This is a genomic window from Xanthomonas sp. AM6 (genome assembly GCF_025665335.1).
In the GTDB taxonomy this organism is placed as follows: domain Bacteria; phylum Pseudomonadota; class Gammaproteobacteria; order Xanthomonadales; family Xanthomonadaceae; genus Xanthomonas_A.
The window spans coordinates 1,108,374-1,122,823 of record NZ_CP106869.1 but is presented as its reverse complement, the minus strand read 5'-3'; the positions used below and the strand labels follow the sequence as shown (position 1 = coordinate 1,122,823).

General features: G+C 71.4%; 13 protein-coding genes. 1 reads left to right on the top strand and 12 read right to left on the bottom strand.

The genetic code is table 11. The features are described 5' to 3' along the window. Positions 1 to 284: 284 nt before the first annotated feature. On the bottom strand, positions 285 to 1,580 hold the full coding sequence (locus OCJ37_RS04645) for a dicarboxylate/amino acid:cation symporter (protein WP_263112522.1): 1,296 nt from the start codon (positions 1,578 to 1,580) through the stop codon (positions 285 to 287). 159 nt (positions 1,581 to 1,739) lie between these two features. Between OCJ37_RS04645 and fos the strand changes: the two genes are divergently transcribed. Then, positions 1,740 to 2,150: a fosfomycin resistance glutathione transferase gene (gene fos / locus OCJ37_RS04640; protein ID WP_263112521.1), complete on the top strand. Its 411-nt coding sequence runs from the start codon at positions 1,740 to 1,742 to the stop codon at positions 2,148 to 2,150. A 64-nt stretch (positions 2,151 to 2,214) separates the two neighbouring features. On the opposite strand, the gene OCJ37_RS04635 is transcribed toward fos, so the two are convergent. From OCJ37_RS04635 to OCJ37_RS04585, 11 genes are all read right to left on the bottom strand, one after another. After that, a complete protein-coding gene (locus OCJ37_RS04635; protein ID WP_263113584.1) occupies positions 2,215 to 3,936 on the bottom strand; it encodes a BatD family protein in 1,722 nt (573 codons plus the stop codon). A 41-nt stretch (positions 3,937 to 3,977) separates the two neighbouring features. Continuing rightward, entirely contained in the window at positions 3,978 to 5,804 is a 1,827-nt protein-coding gene (locus OCJ37_RS04630) for a tetratricopeptide repeat protein (RefSeq protein ID WP_263112520.1), read from the bottom strand. Then, a complete protein-coding gene (locus tag OCJ37_RS04625; RefSeq protein WP_263112519.1) occupies positions 5,801 to 6,817 on the bottom strand; it encodes a vWA domain-containing protein in 1,017 nt (338 codons plus the stop codon). Before OCJ37_RS04625 ends, OCJ37_RS04630 begins: the two co-directional genes overlap by 4 nt. A 17-nt stretch (positions 6,818 to 6,834) precedes the next feature. After that, the gene (locus tag OCJ37_RS04620; protein WP_263112518.1) at positions 6,835 to 7,284 is read right to left on the bottom strand and encodes a DUF4381 family protein; all 450 of its coding nucleotides are present in this window, start codon (positions 7,282 to 7,284) and stop codon (positions 6,835 to 6,837) included. Beyond that, positions 7,281 to 8,207, bottom strand: coding sequence for a DUF58 domain-containing protein (locus tag OCJ37_RS04615; RefSeq protein WP_263112517.1), 927 nt, complete (start codon positions 8,205 to 8,207; stop codon positions 7,281 to 7,283). The genes OCJ37_RS04620 and OCJ37_RS04615 overlap by 4 nt, the downstream gene beginning before the upstream one ends. A gap of 102 nt (positions 8,208 to 8,309) precedes the next feature. Next, positions 8,310 to 9,329 (bottom strand): AAA family ATPase, encoded by a 1,020-nt coding sequence (locus OCJ37_RS04610; protein ID WP_263112516.1) that lies wholly within the window; start codon positions 9,327 to 9,329, stop codon positions 8,310 to 8,312. A 158-nt stretch (positions 9,330 to 9,487) separates the two neighbouring features. Further along, positions 9,488 to 11,392 carry a type IV pilus secretin PilQ gene (locus OCJ37_RS04605; protein WP_263112515.1) on the bottom strand — a complete coding sequence of 635 codons (1,905 nt, stop codon included), beginning with the start codon at positions 11,390 to 11,392 and terminating at the stop codon, positions 9,488 to 9,490. Between the two features lie 20 nt (positions 11,393 to 11,412). After that, entirely contained in the window at positions 11,413 to 11,952 is a 540-nt protein-coding gene (locus tag OCJ37_RS04600) for a pilus assembly protein PilP (protein ID WP_263112514.1), read from the bottom strand. Beyond that, positions 11,949 to 12,623 carry a type IV pilus inner membrane component PilO gene (locus OCJ37_RS04595; protein WP_263112513.1) on the bottom strand — a complete coding sequence of 225 codons (675 nt, stop codon included), beginning with the start codon at positions 12,621 to 12,623 and terminating at the stop codon, positions 11,949 to 11,951. Before OCJ37_RS04595 ends, OCJ37_RS04600 begins: the two co-directional genes overlap by 4 nt. Further along, positions 12,620 to 13,390 carry a PilN domain-containing protein gene (locus OCJ37_RS04590; RefSeq protein ID WP_263112512.1) on the bottom strand — a complete coding sequence of 257 codons (771 nt, stop codon included), beginning with the start codon at positions 13,388 to 13,390 and terminating at the stop codon, positions 12,620 to 12,622. The genes OCJ37_RS04595 and OCJ37_RS04590 overlap by 4 nt, the downstream gene beginning before the upstream one ends. Then, positions 13,390 to 14,448 carry a pilus assembly protein PilM gene (locus OCJ37_RS04585; protein WP_343237551.1) on the bottom strand — a complete coding sequence of 353 codons (1,059 nt, stop codon included), beginning with the start codon at positions 14,446 to 14,448 and terminating at the stop codon, positions 13,390 to 13,392. Before OCJ37_RS04585 ends, OCJ37_RS04590 begins: the two co-directional genes overlap by 1 nt. Between the last annotated feature and the right edge of the window lie 2 nt (positions 14,449 to 14,450).

The following is a 14,450-nucleotide window of genomic DNA, read 5'->3' as shown; positions in this document are numbered from 1 at the left end:
CCACATGCCGGGATTGGGGATTGGGGATTGGGACTCGGGACTCGGGACTCGGGACAGGGTGTCGCCGAGCCGATCGCGGTCAAGCGATCCGGTGGAACGTATCGCCATCGCGGAACGAGGTTTCCTTGCGATTCAGCCTCACGGGTTCTGCAGGAGGGGCTTCAGCCCCGGCGCCTCGCCGGTAACGCGTCGGGGCTGAAGCCCCTCCCACAGAAACACCGCATGCAGCGCACTTGCGAATCCCGAATCACCAATCCCGAATCCCGGCCTCCCCAATCCCGGCATCACGAGTCCCGCGCATCACCCTCGCCCTTCGCCACCAACGTGGTCAGCGCCAGATCGCCGGTCACGTTCAGCGCCGTCCGGCACATGTCCAGGAAATGGTTGACGCCCAGGATCATGCCGATGCCGACCGGGTCCACCCCGACCATCGCGCAGATCAGCGCCACCACCGGCAGCGAGCCGGACGGCACGCCGGCGGTGCCGATGCCGCCGAGGATGCACACCAGCATCACCATGAACTGCTGGGCGATGCTCAGCTCCACGCCGAAGAACTGCGCCAGGAAGATCACCGTCACGCCCTCGAACAGCGCGGTGCCGTTCTGGTTGGCGGTGGCGCCGACGGTCAGCACGAAGCGCGAGACCTTGTTCGGCAGGCCCATCTCGTCGGCCACGCGCAGCGCGGTCGGCAGCGTGGCGTTGCTGGAGGCGGTGGAGAACGCCATCACCGTGGCCTCGCGGGTGGCGCGGAAGAACGCCAGCGGCGAGCGCCCGGCGAACTTCACCGCCAGCCCGTAGGTCACCACCATGTGCAGGCCCAGCGCCAGCACCACCACGCCGACGTAGGCGCCGAGCCGGATCAGCAGTTCGAAGCCGAACAGCGCCGCCAGGTTGAACATGAAGCAGGCCACCGCGTACGGCGCCAGCCGGATCACCAGCCCGATCAGCGTCATCGAGATCTCGAAGATGCCCTCGATGCCGCGCCGCAGCGTCGCCACCTTGGCGTCGTCGCTGAGCACCATGCCCACGCCGAACATCACCGCGAAGAACATCAGCGACAGGATCGCGCCGTTGCTGGAGGCGGCGGCGACCACGTTGTCGGGCACGATCGACAGCAGCATGTCCATGCCGCGCGGCTGCTGCTTGCTCTGGTCGACGATCTGCGCGGCGCGCTCCGCATTCTGCTGCAGCAGCTGCTGCGCCAGTGCGTGGTCCACGCCCATGCCCGGCTTGAGCACGTTGACCAGCACCAGCCCGAGCAGCACCGCGATGCCGGACAGCACCACCGTATAGCCCAGCGTCTTCCAGCCGATCCGGCCCAGCGCGCGGATGTCGCCCATCTCGGAAATGCCCATCACCAGCGCCGAGAACAGCAGCGGCACGATCAGCATGAAGATCAGGCTGAGGAACAGCTTGGACAGCGGCGTGGTCAGGTACTTGGTCAGCGTCTGTACCCAGGCCGCATCGCCGCCGACGCTCATGTGCACGGCCAGGCCCAGCACCAGCCCGAGCACGAAACCGATCGCCATCTTCCAATGCAAGGGCATGCCGGTCTTGGCCTTCACGGGGGTGTCGGTCATGCTGTGTGCCTTGCAGGAAAGAACGGCGAGCTTAACAAACCCCCGCCGGTGGCCGGCAAGCCTGCGCAGGCGGCGCCGGACGGGACGTCGGAGCGCGGTGCGGCAGCGCCGGCCCATGCTCTAGAGTTCGGCCATGTCGTCCACTGCGCAGAATCCGCCATGCTGACCGGTCTCAACCATCTCACCCTCGCCGTGCACGACCTGCCGCGCAGCCTCGCGTTCTACCGCGACACGCTGGGGTTCGCGCCGAAGGCGTGCTGGGATCGCGGCGCTTACCTGACCCTGGGCACGCTGTGGCTGTGCCTGTCACTGGACCCGCAACGCCGCCCGCCATCGCTGCCGGACTACACCCACTACGCGTTCTCCATCGCCCAGCAGGCGTTCGCCGAGTTCGCGCAACGCCTGCATGCGCAGGGCGTACCGCTGTGGAAGCAGGACGCCAGCGAGGGCGATTCGGTGTACTTCCTCGATCCCGACGGCCACCGCCTGGAGGCGCATGTCGGCGATCTGCAGTCGCGGCTGGCGGCGTGCCGGGTCAACCCGTACGCAGGGATGCGGTTCTTCGACTGACGCAACGGATGCGCCGCGCGACGCATCCGTTTCCCTCGATGTGCCCGCGCGGCCGCGCGCCGCCTCATGCGTCGCGCGGATACAACGGCGGCAGTTCGTCGTTGGAGGGCTTGCGCGGCGCGTCGCGCCAGCGCGGCCCGGCCCAGAACGCGGCGCGCAGCGCGGCGCGGGCGCCGGACACGTCGCCGGCGCCGCCCCAGCGCGCGCGCTGCATGCGCAGCACCGCCTCGCGCTGCGCCGGGTCGTCCAGCCGGGCCAGCAGCGCATCGAGGTCGGCGACGCCGGCCTGCGCGCACAGGATCGCCGCGACCTCGTCCAGACCACCGGCATCCAGCGCCTTGCGCAGGTCGGGCAGACCGTAGCGCGAACGTGGCGCAGCGGACGCCGGCGCGTACACGGCCGCCACCGCCGCCGGCGCGCGCGCACCGCGACTGCGGCGCCAGGCCCAGACCAGCGTCGCCAGCCACAGCAGTGCGAACAGCGCGGCGAGCGCCATCCACAGCGGCACCGAACCGCGCCATCCGGATCCGGCCTGGGTCGGCGTCACCGCATTGCCGGCCGGCGCCGCCTCCGCACTCGGTGTCGGCGCGCTGGCCGGCGCCGCTGGCGCTGCCGGCGCGCTGCGCCCAGGCAGCACCTGCAGGGTCAGGTCGGGCAAGGTGGCCTCGCGCGCGTTGCCCGCGGCCACGTCCCACCACGGCATGCGCAGCCCGCTCACGCGCAACGGCCCCGCGGCCTGCGGCACGATCGAATAGCGCCGGGTGATCTTCAGTTGCGGGCTGCCGTCGACGAACTTCTCGTCGAACTGCGGCGGCTCGGCGAACACCTGCGCGCCATCGACGCTGGGCGTGGGCAGTTCCGGGAACTGCGCCTGGGTGGCGCCGCGCGCGTTGGCCTCGACCACGATGTCGGCCGCCTCGCCCACCGCCGCGCGCTGCGGCGTGGCGGTGTAGCGCAGGCGCAGGTCGTGCAGCGGCAACCACGGCTGCGGCGCGTTGGCCGGTTGCGCGCGCACCTGCAGCGTCTGCGCCGCGCTGCGCGCGCTGAGGTCGCCGCCACGGCCGAAATAGTCGTCGAAGAAGCCGCTGGGGCCGCGTCCGCTGAAGCGCGCCCCGGGCAGGGTCAGCGGACCGCTGCGCTCGGGCACCAGCAGGAAGCGGCGCTCGACGATGGTGAACATGCGCCCGTCGATCTCGCGCCGGCTCTGGACGTCGTCGCCGATGCGCTGCAGCGCCGCGCCGGTGGGCGGATCCAGGTCCAGTTCGCCCGAGCTCAGCGGCACCCCCAGGTACAGCCGCACCACCACGCCGACGCTCTGCTGCACGTACGGCTGCGCGTCGTCGGCGACGGTCTGCACGAACACGTCGGCGTCGCCGATCTGCGCCGGATCGCCGGCACGGGTGCTGCCGGCCGGCGCCGGTGCGGCCGCGCCGACCTGCAGCCGCAGCGGTGCGGTGCGCTCGTTGCCGACCCGCAGCGACGGGATCTCCAGCGTGCCGGTGCTGCGCGGCGTCAGCGCCACGCCGAACAGCGACTTCGCGGTGACCTGGCCGTTGACCACCTGCATCTGCCGGCTGTTGACCTCGTCGCTGAGCGCGAACTGCGCGCGCAGCGGCGCATACTCCGGCGTCGCCAGGCCCTGGTCGGTCTCGATGTTGAGGGTGACGCTCTCGCCGGCGCCGATGCTGTCGCGGTCCAGCCACGCGCGGGTGGCGGCCGCGGCCGGCAGCGCCAGCGCGGCCAACAGCATCAGCGTGGCCGACAGCGCCCGTCTTGCCGGCCGCATCGGCGTGGCGGACCCGCGCCAGCGGCGTTGCGTGCGTTCGATCATGGTCCTTCCCGCTGCCTGCGTTCGTGTTCGAGCTTGAATTTGGCGCGCAGCAGGTTGCCCGGATCGTCCGGCACCCGCCGCAGCCAGGCCTCCACCGCCTGGCGCTGTTCGCGCTGCTGCGGGGTTTCCGCCGCGGCCGCGGCGGCGCGCGCGGCCGCCTGCTTGCCCGCCGCGCCCTGCTGCGCCGCCATCGCCTGCTGCATCTGCTGGCGTTGCGCCGCATCGGCCTGCTGCTGCGCCTGCGCATCGCCCGGCTTCGGCGGCGCCGGCGGCTGTGCGTCCTTCGGCGATGCCGGCGACGGCGACTGCCCGTCCTTCTGCCCCGGCTGGCCCTGCGCACCGGACTGCGGCGGCGCCTTGGCCTGCGCCGGGTCCTGGCCGTTGTTGGGCGCGCCGCCTGCGCCCGGCTGCGGCTGGCCCTTCTGGTTCTGCTGCGGCTTGCCCTGCTGCCCGGGCTTGTTCTGCCCGGAGGGGTTCTGCCCGGACTGGCGCTTGCGCGCGGCATCGACGGCAGCGCGGTTGGCGATGGCATCGGCCATCTGCGGATGCTGCTGCAGCGCCTTGTCGTAGGCGTCGATCGCCTCGTCGTAGCGGCCCTGGCGGGCCAGCGCATTGCCCAGGTTGTACCAGCCCTGGTCGCTGTCGATGCCTTCGAACTGTTGCTGCGCGGCGGCGAAATCGCCCTTGCGATAGGCCTGTACGCCCGCGTCCAGGCGCTGCTGGCGCACCTGGTCGGGACGCCGCCACCAGTTGCCGCCGGCAGCGGCGCCGTCCGCGCCGCCGGCCGCCGCATGCGCCGGCGGCGGCATCGCCAGCGGCAACAGCAACACCAGCAGCAGCGCGGCGCCACCGCGACGGCGGAATGCGAACAGCGCCAGCAGCAACAGCGGCGGCAACAGCCAGTAGCCCTGGTCCAGCCAGACCCGGCCGCCGTCCGCGCCGGCGGCCGTCGCGTCCTGCTGCTGCGCCGGTTGCAGCACGCCCAGCGCGCGCAGGTCGGCATCGTTGGGCGCCAGCGCGGCGTAGCGGCCGTTGCCGGCGGCGGCCAGCGCGCGCAGCGCACCGGCATCCAGCTGCGCGTGGCCGACCCCGCCCTGGCCGTCGCGATACGCCGCGCCCTGCGCGGTTCCCAGCCCCAGTGCCGACACGCGGTAACCCTGCGCGGCCGCGCGCGCCGCGGCCTGTTGCGCCTGCGCGTCGGCCTGGTCGCTGAGCAGCAGGATGTCGCCGCGGGTGAAACCGGCCTGGCGCAGCAACTGCGCCGCCCAGTCGATGGCCAGGTCGCTGCGCTGCCCGGGCACCGGCATCACCTGCGGCGACAGCGCGTCCAGGAACAAGGCCACGTTGGCCGCGTCGTCGGTCAGCGGCGCGACGGTGTAGGGCTCGCCGGCGTAGGCCAGCAGCGCGACTTCGCCGCCGGCGCGCGCGCGCAGCAGCGCCGCCAGCTTGGCGCGCGCCTGCAGCAGCCGCGAGGGCGGCAGGTCGCCGGCCTCGATCCGCGGCGACAGGTCCAGCGCGATCACCAACGGCGTGCGCGACTGCCACAGCGGCTGCTGTTCCTGGCGCCAGCTCGGCCCGGACAGCGCCAGCACCGCCAGCGTGTAGCCGAGCGCGGCCAGCCACAGCCCGGACAGCGACCGCCGGCCGTCTTCCTTCGCCAGCAGATGCGGCAGCAGGTGCGCGTCCACCGCGCGCCGCCACACGTTGCGGCGCCGGCGCCGGCGCAGCCAGCTCCAGCCCAGCAGCGGCAGCAACAGCAGCGCCCACAGCCACTGCGGGCGCAGCAGGTGCAGCGCGTCCAGGAACCCGAGCACGGCGTTCATTGCCGCCTCCATGGCCACACGAAGGAGAGCAGTCCCAGCAGCAGCGCCGCCGCCAGCGGCCAGGCGTAGCGCTCGATGCGCGGGCGCACCGCCGGCCCGGCCGAACGCACCGGTTCCAGCCGCTCCAGCTCGGCGTAGATCGAGACCAGTTCGTCGGTGTCGCGGGCGCGGAAGAAGCGGCCGCCGGTGTCCTGCGCGATCTTGCGCAAGGTGTCCTCGTCGACCTGGTCGTCGCCGCCGCCGGCGGGAATCGGCAAGCCGAACAGCGAATAGCCGCCGGCGCCGCCGAAGGCGATCGTGTACACGCGCACGTGTTCGGCCTTGGCCAGTTCTGCCGCCTTGGCCGGCTCCAGCACGCCGGCGGTGTTGACGCCGTCGGTCAGCACGATCAGCACCCGGTCGCCCTGCGGCTGTTCGCGCAGGCGCTTGACCGACAGCGCGATCGCATCGCCCAGCGCGGTCTCGCGCCCGGCCAGGCCGACCACGCTGTCGCGCAGCTGGTCGCGCACCGTGGCCAAGTCGGCGGTCAGCGGCGTCAGCGCATACGCCTGCTGGCCGAACACCAGCAGCCCGATGCGGTCGCCGTCGCGGCGGTCGAGGAAGTCGGCCAGCACCGCCTTGGCCGCGGTCAGCCGGTCCACCACGCGTCCGCCCAGGGTCATGTCCGGCTCGCTCATGCTGCCGGACAGGTCCACCGCCAGCATCAGCTGCCGCGCCTGCTGCGGCGGCGCGATCGGCTCGCCCAACTGCAGCGGCCGCGCCGCCGCGCCGCACAGGCAGAACCAAGCCAGCCATGCCAGCCACAGGCCGACGCGCCACAGGCCGCCGCGCGCGGGCGCCGCTGCCACCGCCTGCAACTGCGCGCCGTACGGCACGCGCAGGGCCGGCGCGCTGCCGCGCCGCGCCGGCAGCAGCAGCCGCGCCAGCAGCGGCAGCGGCATCGCCAGCCACATCCACGGCCAGGCGAAGCCGGCCAGCAGGTCGCTGAGGCTCTGCCAATGCTGCGAGAACATGCCGACCGCCGCCATGCTCAGCGCCCGCCCATCAGCTCGAGGAAGCGGCGCCGCGCCAGCGGCAGCAAGGCCTGCAGGTGCGCATGGTCCAATGCGCGCCGATAGCCGCCGTCGAGCAGCACCCGGCCCGGTCCGGCGGAGAAATCCTGGCGCTTGCCGCCGTCGAGGAAGCGCAGCCACGGCTCGCCCTGCAAGGCCGCGGCGGCGGGGTCGCGGCGGCGCGCCGCGCGGCGCAGCAGTTCCGATACCGCCGCCACCTGCGCCGGCGCATCGCCGCCGGCCAGCGCCGCGTCGAACTGGCGCTGCCAGCGGCGCAGCCGCGCGCGCCGCCACGCCCACAGGCCGAACGCGACGCCCAGCGCCAGCAGCAGCGCCGCGCCCAGCAGCCACCAGCCCGGTGCCGGCGGCCACCACGGCGGCGCCGGCGGCAGGTGCACGTCGCGCAGCGGCAGCTGTTGCGGGGTCATCGCGCCGCGCTCCCGCCCGGCGCCGGCAGCAGCCAGGATTCGCTGGCCGCATCGCTGCGCAGCACGCGCACCTGCACGCCGCGGCCGGGCAGTTCGGCGGCCAGGGTTTCCAGCGGTGCGACGAACTGTTCGTGCCAGCGCTGGTGCGCGCTCGCCGCCAGCAGATCGACTTCCACCCGGCGACCGCCGCTCCAGAACGGCAGCGCCGCGCGCGGCGGCTGTAGTTCCAGCGCGTCGGCTAACAACAGCAGTACCACGTCGTTGTGCAGCGCCAGCCCGGCCCAGCGCGCCGCAGGAATCGCGTTGGCGCTGCCCGGGTCGGCCAGCACCACCAGTCGCGAACCCGGCCGCAGCAGCTTGGCCGCGTGCTCCAGCGCCACGCCGAGGCCGGCGTCGTCCTGCGGCGGCTGCGCATACCAGCGCGCCAGCGCGTCGAGCACGCGCAACGCGCCGCGCGGTCCGGCCGCCGGCGGCACCGGTGCTTCGCTGCGGCTGCCGCGCAACGCGGCCAGGCGGTCGCCCTGGCGCTGCGCGGTCCAGGCCGCGACCGCGCCGGCGCGTGCCGCCTGCACCGACTTGAAGCGCACGCGGGTGCCGAAATACAGCGTCGGCGCGGTATCGGCCACGATCAGGCTGAGCCGCTCGCGCTCGGCCTGGAACAGCTTGGTATGGGTGCGGCCGCTGCGCGCGGTGAGCCGCCAGTCGATGTGGCGCACGTCGTCGCCGGCCACGTACTCGCGCGACTCGGCGTACTCCATGCCGCGGCCGCGCTGCGCCGCCGGCGCGCTGCCGCTGAGGCCGTGACGGCCGCGCCGCGGCGGCGGCACCCGCGCCACGGCCGCGCGCAGCGCCACCAGCTCGGCCAGGGTCGGGCGCACGCCGTCGGCGCGTGGCGCCTGCGGCGGCATCGTCTGCACGGCCATCGCGCTACCTCGCCCGCGGCGCGGCGGCGCCGGCACGGCGCAGGCCGGCGCGACACGCTCGTGCCCGGCCCCGCCGCCGTTCCCGTTCGCGCTGCCGCTCGGTCAAGGCGGCGGCACCTTGTCCAGCAGCGCGGCGACCAGGCGATCGCCGTCCCAGCCCTCGGCCGTGGCCTCGTAGCTGGGCAGCACGCGATGGCGCAGCACGTCCGGCGCGACCGCGCGCACGTCGTCCGGGGTCACGAAGTCGCGGCCCGCCAGCCAGGCGCGCGCGCGCGCGCAGCGCTCCAGCGCGATCGAGCCGCGCGGGCTGGCTCCCCAGGCGATGCGCCGCGCCAGCGCCGGGTCGTAGCCGCTGGCATCGCGCGAGGCCAGCACCAGTTCGATCAGATAGCGCTCCAGCGGCGGCGCCATGTGCAGCGACAGCACCGCGCGCCGCGCGGCGAACACGTCCTCCAGCGGCAGGCGCGGCGGCGCCGCCTCGCCGTGCTCCAGGGTCTCGCGGGCGCGCTCGCGCGCCAGGCGCAGGATCTCGGCTTCGGCGGCGGCTTCCGGATAGCCGATCCGCACGTGCATCAGGAACCGGTCCAGCTGCGCCTCCGGCAGCGGGAAGGTGCCTTCCTGCTCGATCGGGTTCTGCGTCGCCATCACCAGGAACAGCTTCGGCAGCGCATAGGTGTGACGGCCAACGGTGACCTGGCGCTCGCCCATCGCCTCGAGCAGCGCCGACTGCACCTTCGCCGGCGCGCGGTTGATCTCGTCGGCGAGCAGGATGGGATGGAAGATCGGCCCGGGCAGGAACTCGAAGCGGCTCTCCTGCGGCCGCCACACCTCGGTCCCGGTCAGGTCGGCCGGCAGCAGGTCGGGGGTGAACTGGACGCGGGCGAACTCCGCTTCCAGCCGCGCCGCCAGCGCGCGGATCGCGGTGGTCTTGGCCAGACCGGGCGCACCTTCGACCAGCAGATGGCCGTCGGCGAGCAGCGCGATCAGCAGCCGCTCCACCAGCGCGGACTGGCCGACGATGGTCGCGGACAGGCCGTCGCGCAGGGCAAGGAAGGCCGCGTGCAAACGCTGCTGCTCGGACGCGGCGGGAGAAGGATCGAAGCTCGAGGGCGTGGTGTTCATGCGCCGAGTTTGACCTATCGGCGGTGAAATGGTTCTGCCCCTGCGCCAGGAATCGGCCGCGAATTCAGATTTTCCTCATCCGCCGCCCCAAAACGAAGACGGGAGAAGCCAATGCCTCTCCCGTCTCGTCAGCGCAACGGTACTTCAGCAGACCTGGATCAGCCCGCGGCCGGCGCCCGCTTGGCCACGCGCATCACCTTCGGGGTCACGAAGATCAGCAGCTCGGCCTTGCTCTTGCTGCGGCCGCGCTTCTTGAACAGATTGCCCAGGAACGGGATGTCGCCCAGGAACGGCACCTTGGAAATGCTGTTGCGGTCGGTGAACTCGTACACGCCGCCGATCACCACGGTCTGGCCGTCGTCCACCAGCACCGCGGTGTTGATTTCGCGGCGGTTGATTTCCGGGATGGTGCCGTAGCCTTCGAGCACGCGGTACTGGTCGACTTCGTCCTTCTTCACGTTCATGTTCAGGAAGACGCGGTTGTCGTCGGTGATGGTCGGGGTGACCTTCAGTTCCAGCAACACTTCCTTGAACTGCACGTTCGGCGTCGCCGCGGTACCGGCGGTGCCGCCGGTGATGGTGACGTAGCCGATTTCCTTGCCCTGCTTGATCACCGCCTCGCGCTGGTTGGAGGTCACGATGCGCGGGTTGGAGATCACCTCGCCACGGCCCTCTTCCTGCAGCGCCGACAGCTCCAGGTCCAGGTTGAAGTTCGATCCGAGCAGGGTATAGGCCAGGCTCGGCAGCGTCGTCGCGTTGGTGAAGGTGGTGCCGCCGAGGTCGACATTGAGCCCGCGCGTGGCCGCGGCGCCGCCGCCGGTCGCGCCACTGCCGACGGTGGCGGTGTTGTCGCCGTAGGTATGGGTGCCGCCGATGCCGAACTTGGCGCCCAGGTCGCGGGCGAAGGTGTCGGTGGCGATGACGATGCGGCCCTCGATCAGCACCTGGTCGACCGGACGGTCGATCACGTTGATCAGCTCGCGCATCTGCGCGATCTTCTTCGGGATGTCGCTGATCATCAGCGTGTTGGTGCGTTCGTCGGCGACGATGCGGCCGCGCGGCGACAGGAAGCCGTTGTCGGTCTGGCCGCTGCCACCACTACCACCGCCACCGCCGCCACCGGAACCGCCACCGATGCCCTTGGCCTCGGTCAGCGCTTTGAAGATGGTGTTGGCGCTGTGGTAGTTGATCTGGATGTAGTCGGTGGCCAGGTCCTCGCGGTTCTCGATCGCGATGCGCGCGTCTTCCTTGTCCTGCTCGAACTTGGCCAGTTCCTGCTGCGGCGCGACCCAGACCACGGCGCCGTCGCGGCGCTTGTCCAGGCCCTTGGCGCGCAGCACGATGTCCAGCGCCTGGTCCCACGGCACGTTGACCAGGCGCAGGGTGACGTTGCCCTGCACGGTGTCGGAGGCGACGATGTTGAGGTTGGATTCCTCGGCGATCAGCTGCAGCACGGTGCGCACCGGCACGTCCTGGAAGTTGAACGTCACCGGGCGGCCGCTGTAGCCGCGCGCGGCGACCTGCGCCGCCGCCTGGCTGACCGTGGCCGCGCTGACCGCGCCCACTGCCGGCGCCGAGGTCCGCGGCGAGATCTCCACCACGTACTCGTTGCCGGACTGGTAGGCCAGCGACTCGAACGCGCCGTTGGTGCTCAGCACCAGCTGCGCGCCGCCGGCGTACGGCTTGGCGTCGATGCGCTGTACCGGCGTGGCGAAATCGGTGACGTTGAGCGGACGCTGCAGCTCCGCCGGCAGCGACGCGTTGCCGACGTCGACCACAACGGTGTTGCCCTGGGTGCGCAGGTCGGGGCTGGCGCCGGCGCCGCTGAAGTGCAGGATCAGCCGCCCCGCGTCGCCGTCGCCGCGCTTGAAATCGATCTTCGACACCGCGAGCTTGGCCGGCGCCTGCGGCGCGGCCAGCGCCGGACCCGGTGCCGGCGTCGCCGCCAGCGCAGCACCCATCACGGCCGAGCTCCCCAGCATCGCCGCCAACCCCAATGCGCATAGCCGCACCGTCGCGTGGCGCCGGATGGGACGCAGGCTCAGGGCTTTGGAAAAAGTCATCGTGCTATCCCCATAATCAATCATTGATCGTCCAGCGCCACGGCGGCCGGACGTTCCAGCCAACCGCCAGCGCCATCCGGCACCAGTTCAATCAAATCGATGCGATCCTCGTGCACCCCGGTCACGCGGCCATCGCTCTGCCCCATGTAGATGCCGGGCCGGACCCGGTAGGTCACCTTGTCCGGCGCCATCACCAGTGCCACCAGGCCCGCGCCGTTGCCCAGCGTGCCGACCATGTTCAGGCTGTCCAGCGGGAACTGCTCCAGCGGTTCCTTGCGCCGGTTCGGATCCGGGCGCAGGCCGTTGTTGCCGTCCGGGTTGGTCCAGGCATCGCTGAAGGGATCGCGCAGGCCCTGCGCCGCATATTCGAAGGTCTCGAACTGCTGCATCACCGGCAACGGCTCCAGCGGCTGCGCCGGCCGCGCGCGCACTTCCTTCACCCAGTTCTCCAGGTTCGGCGCATCGCCCGGCGTGCTGGTCACGTCGCGGCCACAGCCGCCGAGCAACGCCACCAGCGCCAGCCCGGCCAAGCACTGCAATGCCCTGGTCCGCCGCTTCATGCGCCACCGCCTTGCTTGGAAGCCTTCTTCGCCGCGGCCGCCGCCTTCTCCTGGTCCGCCATTTCCTTGTCGTCCAGGTAGCGATAGGTCTTGACCGTGCCGGACAGTTCCAGCTCGCCGCGCGTGGTGATCCCGGCCCTCTTGTCCTTGGGCTGGAGATTGATGTCGTGCATGGTCAGGATCACCACCCGCGGCAGCGACGCCACGCCACTGACGAAGGCGCCGAACTGGTGGTAGCTGCCGACCATGCGCAGCGCGATCGGCTTCTCCGCGTAGAACTCCTTCGGCGACTCCGGCCCCGGCTGGAACAGCTCGTTGGCCAGGCCGCTGGACAGCGCGGTCTGCGAGATGTCGATGATCAGGTCCGGCATCTCGGTCCTGCTCGGCAGCTGCCGCAGCATCTGCTGCAGCACCTGCTCCATCTGCGCCAGTTGCTGCTTCAGCGGCTGCAGGTTGACCGCGCGGCTCTGCTCCTTCTCGAACGAGGCGCGCAGCTCGGTTTCCTTCTGCTCCAGCGAGCCCAGCTCGTCGCGCTTGTCGCTGATCAGCAGGAACCACGACAGGATCAGGATGAACAGCGCGAGCAGCACGCAGAAACCGATCTTGGCCTGCTGCGGCCAGTTGCCGATGTTGTTGAAGTCCAGGTCTTTCAGGTTGACTTTCTTGCTCATGACGCCGGTCCCTGTTGCGCTGGCGTGGCGGCAGGCGCGGCCGGCGGGGCGGCCGGCGGCGTCGCGGGTGCGGTCGGTGCAGCGGGCGTGGACGGGGCAGCGGGCGCCGGCGTTGCGGGGGCTCCTGCTGCGGGCGGCGCGGCAGGCGTGCCGGGCGCCGGCGTACCAGTGCCCGGCACCGCTTCGGCGGCGTCGCCCGGCACCGGCAGCTTGACCTTCAGCGTGAACACGTACGGCAAGGCCTTGGCGTCGACGATCGGCCCCTTGACGTCCTTGTCCTGCGCCTTGGCCTCGATCACCGACAGCTCCGGATTGGTCATCCAGCCCGAGCCTTCGAGGTTGCGCATGTAGGCGCTGACCCGCGCGTTGGATTGCGAGCGTCCTTCCAGGGTCAGGATGTCGCCTTCCTGCTTGACCGCGGTCAACACCACGCCGTCGGGGATGGTGCGCACCAGCGAGTCGAACAGGTGCACCATCTGCGAGCGCTTGGCCTGCAGTTCCTCGATCACGCGCTTGCGCGCCAGCAGGCGCCGCTTCTGCTCGTCGAGCTTGTCGATTTCCTTGTTCTGCGCCTGGACCTTCTCGATCTCGGTCTGCAGATAGGCGTTGCGCTCGTTCTGCCCGGTGATCTGGCGGTCGTAGTAGAACCAGATCAGCGCCGCCAGCAGCACCCCGGCCAATGCGGCCAAGCCCAGCATCGAGTAGAACTCGCGCTCGCGCTGCTTGCGCCGCTCCGCCCGCCAGGGCAGCAGGTTGATTCTTGCCATCAGTCGAAGCTCCTCAGAGCCAGGCCGGTGGCGATCATCAGCGCCGGCGCGTCCTGGGCCAGCGCGTGCGCCTGGACCTTCGGCCCGAGGGTCATCTGCGCCAGCGGGTTGGCGACCACGGTCGCCACGCCCAGTTGTTCCTCGACCATCTCCGGCAGCCCGGCCAGGGCGGCGCAACCGCCGGCCAGCACGATGTGGTCGACCCGGTTGAATTCGCTGCCGGCGTAGAAGAACTGCAGCAGGCGGCTGATCTGCTGCACCGTCGCCTCCTTGAACGGCTCCAGCACTTCGATCTCGTAGCTCTCCGGCAGCCCGCCCTGGCGCTTGGCCATGCCGGCTTCCTCGTAGGTCAGGCCGTAGCGGCGCATCACTTCGTCGGTCAGCTGCTTGCCGCCGAACACCTGCTCGCGGCTGTACAGGCTGCGCCCGCCGCGCAGCACGTTGAGCGTGGTCATGGTGGCGCCGATGTCGACCAGGGCGACCACGCCGTCGGCCGCCACCGGCAGTTCGCTGGCCACCAGCGCGAACGCGTTCTCGACCGCGAAGGCCTCCACGTCCATGACCTTGGCGACCAGGCCGCCGAGTTCCAGCGCCGACTGGCGCAGCTCGACGTTCTCCGAGCGCGACGCGGCCAGCAGCACCTGCACCATCTCCGGGTTGTTGGGGATGCTGCCCAGCACCTCGAAGTCCAGGTTCACTTCGTCGATCGGGTACGGGATGTAGTTGACCGCTTCCAGCTCGACCTGCGCTTCCATCTCGTTCTCGTCGAGCTCGGCCGGCATCGGGATCAGCTTGGTGATCACCGCCGAGCCGGCCACCGCCGCCGCGGCATGCTTGGCGCGGGTGCCGGAACGGGTCACGGCGCGGCGAATCGCTTCGCCCACGGCTTCGACCTCGACGATGTTCTTCTCGACCACGGCGTTGGGCGGCAAGGGCTCCACGGCGTAGTGCTCTACGCGGAACCGGTTGCCGCTACGCGACAGCTGCAACAGCTTGACCGCAGTCGAACTGATATCGACACCGATCAGCGGTTGCTGACTCTTTGGGATAAGCCCCACGG